The organism is Methylibium sp. (assembly GCF_013817365.1).
Lineage (GTDB): Bacteria > Pseudomonadota > Gammaproteobacteria > Burkholderiales > Burkholderiaceae_C > Methylibium.
Genome location: NZ_JACDCU010000245.1, coordinates 1 through 6,275, shown reverse-complemented (window position 1 = coordinate 6,275; position 6,275 = coordinate 1). Strand labels below are relative to the sequence as shown.

Genomic DNA, 6,275 nt, shown 5'->3' with positions numbered 1-6,275 from the left:
GCCGGCCTCCGCGGCCGGCAGCCGCAGCTAGGCGAAGCACTCCATGTCCCGCTTCTTCATCGACCGGCCCATCTTCGCGTGGGTGATTGCCCTGTTCATCATGGTGGCGGGTGCCACGGCCATCACGCAGTTGCCGATCGCGCAGTACCCGCCGGTGGCGCCGCCGACGGTGGTGGTCACGGCCACCTACCCGGGCGCCTCGGCCAGCACGCTCGAGCAGAGCGTGGTCAGCGTGATCGAGCAGGAGATGAACGGCTCGCCGGGCCTGATCTACCTCGAGTCGGTGAGCCAGGCCAACGGCCAGGGGCAGATCACGCTGTCCTTCGCGCCGGGCACCAACATCGACCTGGCTCAGGTCGACGTGCAGAACCGGCTGTCGCGCGCCGCGCCACGCCTGCCGCAGGCGGTGACGCAGCAGGGCGTGCGCGTCGACAAGGCGCGCTCGAACTTCCTGCTCTTCACGATCCTGTCGTCCGACGATCCGAACTTCACGCCGATCGCGCTGGGCGACTACGCCTCACGCTCGGTGCTGCCGGAAATCCAGCGCATCAACGGCGTCGGTCAGGCGCAGCTTTTCGGCACCGAGCGCGCCATGCGCATCTGGATCGACCCGGCCAAGCTGGTCGGCTACCGCCTTTCGCCGGCCGACGTGACCGCGGCCGTACGTTCACAGAACGCGCAGGTGTCCTCGGGCACGATCGGCGAGCTGCCCAGCGTGCCGGAGCAGCAGATCTTCGCGACCGTGGTGGTCGAAGGCCAGCTCAGCACGCCCGAGGCTTTCGGCGGCATCGTGCTGCGCGCCAACCCGGATGGCTCGGCGGTCTACCTGCGCGACGTGGCCCGCATCGAACTGGGCGGCCAGGCCTATGCCACGTCGGCCCGGCTCAACGGCAAGCCGTCCACCGGCATCGGTGTGCAGCTCGCGCCGGGCGGCAATGCGCTGGAGACGGCCGACGCGATTCGTGCGCGCATGACCGAGCTGTCGGCCTACTTCCCCCCGGGCGTGAACTGGACCATCCCCTACGACAGCTCGCGCTTCATCCGGATCTCGATCGAGCAGGTGGTCATCACGCTGCTCGAGGCCGTGGCGCTGGTGTTCTGCGTGATGTTCCTGTTCCTGCAGAACATCCGCTACACGATCATCCCGACCATCGTGGTGCCGGTGGCGCTGCTCGGCACGCTCGCGGTATTGCTCGCTTTGGGTTTTTCGATCAACGTGCTCACGATGTTCGGCATGGTGCTGGTGATCGGCATCGTGGTCGATGACGCCATCGTCGTGGTCGAGAACGTCGAACGCATCATGAGCGAGGAAGGCCTGTCGCCGCTCGCGGCCACGCGCAAGGCGATGGGCCAGATCAGCGGCGCGATCATCGGCATCACCGTGGTGCTCGTCTCGGTGTTCGTGCCGCTGGCCTTCTTCGCCGGCGCGGTGGGCAACATCTACCGCCAGTTCTCGGCGGTGATGGTCACCTCGATCCTGTTCTCGGCCTTCCTGGCGCTGTCGCTGACGCCGGCGCTGTGCGCCACGCTGCTCAAGCCGGTGCAGGCCGGCCACAACCATGCCAAGCGCGGCTTCTTCGGCTGGTTCAACCGCGGCTTCTCGCGCACGGCCAAGGGCTACGAAAGCTTCGTGGCCCGCCTGCTCGGGCGCACCGGTCGCGCGCTCGTCGTCTACGGGATGCTGCTGGGCGTGGTGGCCCTGCTGTTCCTGCGGCTGCCCACCTCCTTCCTGCCCAACGAAGACCAGGGCAACATCATCGTCAACGTGCAGTTGCCACCGGGCGCATCGCAAAACCGCATGCTCGGGGTGATGAAGCAGACCGAGGCGTACATCCTCGAGCAGCCCGAGGTGCAGAGCATCGTGTCGGTGCTCGGCTTCAGCTTCTCGGGCAGCGGCCAGAACGCCGGCCTGGCCTTCGTGACGCTCAAGCCCTGGGACGAGCGCGAAGGCGAGGGCCAAGGAGCTGGGGGCCTCGCCGGGCGCGTCACCGGCGCGCTGCAGGGCGTGCGCGACGCCTTCATCTTCGCGGTCAGCCCGCCGCCGATTCCCGAACTCGGCCGCGGCACGGGTTTTTCCTTCCGGCTGCAGGACCGTGCCGGCAACGGCAGCGCCGCGTTGCTGGCCGCCCGCAACCAGTTGATCGGCCTGGCCTCGAAGAGCCCGGTCCTCTCCGGCGTGCGCCCGGAGGGCCTGGAAGACGCGCCGCAGCTCATGCTCGACATCGACCGCGACAAGGCGAATGCGCTGGGCGTGCCCTTCGAGGCCATCAACGCGGCGATCTCCACCTCGCTCGGCTCGGTCTACGTGAACGACTTTCCCAACAACGGCCGGCTGCAGCGCGTGATCGTTCAGGCCGACGCGCCCTCGCGCATGCAGTCCGACGACCTGCTCACGATCAACGTGCTCAACCGCGAGGGCCAGCCGGTGCCGATGGCCTCGTTCGCGAGCACGCGGTGGATCACCGGGCCGATGCAGACGGTGCGCTACAACGGCTACCCGGCCGCGCGCATCACGGGCGACGCCGGGCCGGGCTACAGCACCGGCCAGGCGCTCGACGAGATGGCGCGTCTGGCGGGTCAGCTGCCGCCCGGTTTCGCCTTCGAGTGGACCGCGCAGTCGCGCGAGGAGAAGTTGTCCGGTGCCACGGTCTTCGTCCTGCTCGGCTTCGCGCTGCTGGCGGTGTTTCTGAGCCTGGCCGCGCTCTACGAGAGCTGGTCCATCCCGTTCGCGGTGCTGCTGGTGGTGCCGCTGGGCGTGGTCGGCGCGCTCGCGGGCGTGACCCTGCGGGACATGCCCAACGACGTTTACTTCAAGGTCGGCCTCATCACCATCATCGGTCTGTCGGCGAAGAACGCGGTGCTCATCATCGAGTTCGCGAAGGACCTGCACGCGCAGGGCAAGGGGCTCGTCGAGGCCACGCTGGAGGCGGCGCACCTGCGCTTTCGGCCGATCATCATGACCTCGCTGGCCTTCATGCTGGGCGTGCTGCCGCTGTTCATCGCCTCGGGCGCCGGCTCGGCCAGCCAGCGCGCCATTGGCACGGGCGTGCTGGGCGGCATGATCTCGGCTACTTTGCTTGCGGTGCTGTTCGTGCCGGTGTTCTTCGTGGTCGTGCGGCGCATCTTCAAGGGCAGCGAGCGGCAGCGCCGTCGCGATGCGCACGAGATTGATGCGGAGCCCGCACCGCCGCGGCCGGTGCCGAAGGGAGACGCGGTATGAGGCATCGCATCGCATCTCGCGGCGTCGCTGCCTCGCAGCGAGCCCGAGCGCCGGACCGCGCCGGATGGGGGGTTCATCGGTGTGGCGCGTGGCCGGCATCGAAGTTCGCGACGCTCGGCGCGGCCCTGCTGCTTGCCGGTTGCGCGTCGCTCGCGCCGCCGCACGCGCGGCCCGACGCGCCCATCGCGCCGGCCTATCCCGGCTCGAACGCCGAGCCTGCGCCGGCCGGCACGCAGGCCGTCGACATCGCCTGGCAGCAGTTCTTCGCCGACCCGCGCCTGCAGCGGCTGATCGAGCTCTCGCTGCGTAACAACCGCGACCTGCGCATCGCGGTGCTGTCCATCGAGCAGGCGCGCGCGCTCTACCGCGTCGAGCGGGCCGACCGGCTGCCGACGCTCAACGCCGCCGCGAACGCCACGCGACAGCCGTTGGGCGCGGGCGGCGACGTCAGCAGCCTGTACACGGCCGGGCTGGCGGTCACGGCGTTCGAGCTCGACCTGTTCGGCCGAGTGCGCAATCTGAGCGAGGCGGCGCTGGCACGCTACTTCGCCACCGAAGAAGCGCGCAAGGCCACGCAGATCAGCCTGATCTCGTCGGTAGCGAACCTGCACCTCGCGCTGCTCGCCGACGACGCGCTGCTCGAGCTGACCCGACGCACGCTCGAAACCCGCCTGGAGTCGCTGCGCCTCACGCAACTGCGCTTCGAGGGCGGTGTGGTCTCGGAGCTGGATTTCCGCCAGGCCCAGTCGCTGGTGGAGAGCGCCCGCGCCACGCTGGCGCAGCAGCAGCGCCAGCGGGCGATCGACGAGAACGCGCTGGTGCTCGTGGTCGGGCAGCCGCTGCCGGCCGACCTGCCGGCTGCGGACGGGCTGGCCGGCCTTGCGGCCGCCTCCCTCGGTCCCGAGTTGCCTGCTGGCCTGCCTTCGGCACTGCTCGTCAACCGGCCCGACATCCGCCAAGCCGAGGAACTGCTGCGTGCGGCCAACGCCAACATCGGCGCGGCGCGCGCGGCGTTCTTCCCGCGCATCACGCTGACTGGCAGCGCCGGCGTGGCGAGCGACGAACTCTCGGGGCTGTTCAACAACGGGGTGGCGGCCTGGTCCTTCATTCCGCAATTGGTGCTGCCGATCTTCGACGCGGGGCGCAACCGCGCCGGGCTCGCGGTGGCGCAGGTCGATCGCGACATTGCGGTGGCGCAGTACGAGCGCACGGTGCAGATCGCGTTGCGCGAAGTCGCCGACGCACTGGCCGGCCGTGCCACGCTCGGCGAGCAGGTGCGCGCGCTTGAAGCGCAGTCACAGGCCGAGCGGCGGCGCTTCGAGTTGTCGGACCTGCGCTACCGCGCCGGCGCGGCCAGCTACCTCGATCTGCTCGATGCGCAGCGCTCGCTGTTCGCGGCGCAGCAAGCTGCGTTGCAGACCCGGTTGGTGCAACTGCAGAACCAGGTCACTCTTTACAGCGTGCTGGGCGGGGGCTGGCAGGCGCCACCGCCGGCGCCGTTCGCAGTGAACTGACTTGTCCACTCTCCCACAGGGGAGAGGGAGCCAATCGCGCGGGATGCACATCAGGTCATGTTCTCGATGCCAACCGCCGCGTCCCTCGTCATTCCTTTTCCGACTTTGATCGCCGTGTCCGGCCGCTCGTAAGTACCGATCAAGCAGCCGCTCGCAAGTGCCCGATCGCGCAGCGCTTCCACCACAGCGTCGCGGCCGGGTGTGCCGGAGAAGGGCTCGCCCTCGGCCAGCGCGAAGATCTGGAAGACATAGCGGTGCACGCCATGCCCGGGCGGAGGGTCCGGTGGCAGCCAGCTCTTGCCGAGGTAGGAGTTGCGGCCGGTCTTCACGCCTTCGCCCTCATGGTCGTGGCTTTTAAGTGCGCCTTCGCTCAAGCCCGTTTCGTGCGGACTGATTTCCACCGCGATGGCGTGCACCAGCGGCTGGGGGGTGGGTGCATCGGCGTCCTCGACGATCAGCAGCAGCGAACGCGCTGCCACTGGCACGCCCGACCAGGCGAGCGGCGGCGAGTGGCCGGCGCCATCGGCGGTGTACAGGGCCGGGATCGGTGCGTGGTCTGCAAAGGCCAGGCTGGTCAGCGTGATCGCCGCCGTGCCGGCGCGCAGATCGAGCTGGCGGTAGACGGTTTTCTCGATGCCGGCGCGTTGCTCGCGCAGTGCATGGCCGACGACGTCGGGCAGTTTTTCGAGCATGGTGGGCTCCTTCCGGTTGTTCCCCGGTTGTGCAGCAGCCCACGTGCCCGCCCGAGGCACCTTTGCCGGCCACAGGAAAAAGGGCCGGCAGCTCGCGCTACCGGCCCCTCGAACCTGCCCGCTCGAGCGGGCCGCAAGATCGCTCAACCCAGATTCACCGGCACGAAGATCTTGTTCTCGCCGCGCTGGACCAGCAGGGCCACGCTCTTGGGCTCCTTCTCCAGCACGCTCTTGACCTGCGCCACCGACTCCACCGGCTTGCCGTTGACCGACAGCAGCACGTCGCCGCGTTGGATGCCGGCGCGTGCCGCCGGCCCGCCGACCTTTTCGATCAGCATGCCGCCGCTCGTGACCTTCGCGGCTTGCTGCTCCTGCGCCGTGAGCGGGCGCAAGGCCAGGCCGAGCTGGCCGCCTTCGGCCGGCATTTCGTCGGCACTGGCAACCGCCTTGTCGTCCTCGAAGGCGGCGAGCTTGGCGGGCACCGTGGTGAACGCGCGGTCACGCCAGACCTTCAGCTCGACCGTCTCACCCGGGGTGGACATGCCGATGGTGCTGGACAGCGACCCCGAGCGGATCACCGGCTCGCCGTTGACCGCGGTGATCACGTCGCCCGACTTCAGGCCGGCCGCCGCGGCCGGGCTGTCCGGCGCCACGCTGGCCACCAGGGCGCCGTCCGGCGTCTTCAGGCCGAAGGACTCGGCCAGGCCCTGGTTCACGTCCTGGATCACCACGCCGAGCCGCGCATGCGAGGCCTCGCCGGTCGCGACAATCTGGTCCTTGACCTTGAGCGCCACGTTGATCGGGATAGAGAAACTCAGACCCTGGTAGCCGCCGGTGCGCGAGTAGATC

4 protein-coding genes are annotated in these 6,275 nt (G+C 69.3%); 2 read left to right on the top strand and 2 right to left on the bottom strand.

Annotated features, from left to right (window positions below; translation table 11 throughout):
- The first annotated feature begins 43 nt into the window (after positions 1–43).
- Both H0W38_RS14460 and H0W38_RS14455 read left to right on the top strand, forming a co-directional pair.
- Positions 44–3,220, top strand: a complete 3,177-nt coding sequence (locus H0W38_RS14460) for an efflux RND transporter permease subunit (RefSeq protein WP_292455258.1) — start codon at positions 44–46, stop codon at positions 3,218–3,220.
- A complete protein-coding gene (locus H0W38_RS14455; protein ID WP_292455256.1) occupies positions 3,217–4,734 on the top strand; it encodes an efflux transporter outer membrane subunit in 1,518 nt (505 codons plus the stop codon). Before H0W38_RS14460 ends, H0W38_RS14455 begins: the two co-directional genes overlap by 4 nt.
- Before the next feature lie 50 nt (positions 4,735–4,784).
- Here H0W38_RS14455 and H0W38_RS14450 read toward each other — a convergent pair whose 3' ends face one another.
- Together H0W38_RS14450 and H0W38_RS14445 are read right to left on the bottom strand one after the other, a co-directional pair.
- On the bottom strand, positions 4,785–5,426 hold the full coding sequence (locus tag H0W38_RS14450) for a YbhB/YbcL family Raf kinase inhibitor-like protein (RefSeq protein WP_292455254.1): 642 nt from the start codon (positions 5,424–5,426) through the stop codon (positions 4,785–4,787).
- Between the two features lie 143 nt (positions 5,427–5,569).
- Positions 5,570–6,275: PDZ domain-containing protein (locus H0W38_RS14445; protein WP_292455253.1), on the bottom strand; the 706-nt coding region annotated here is incomplete at its 5' end.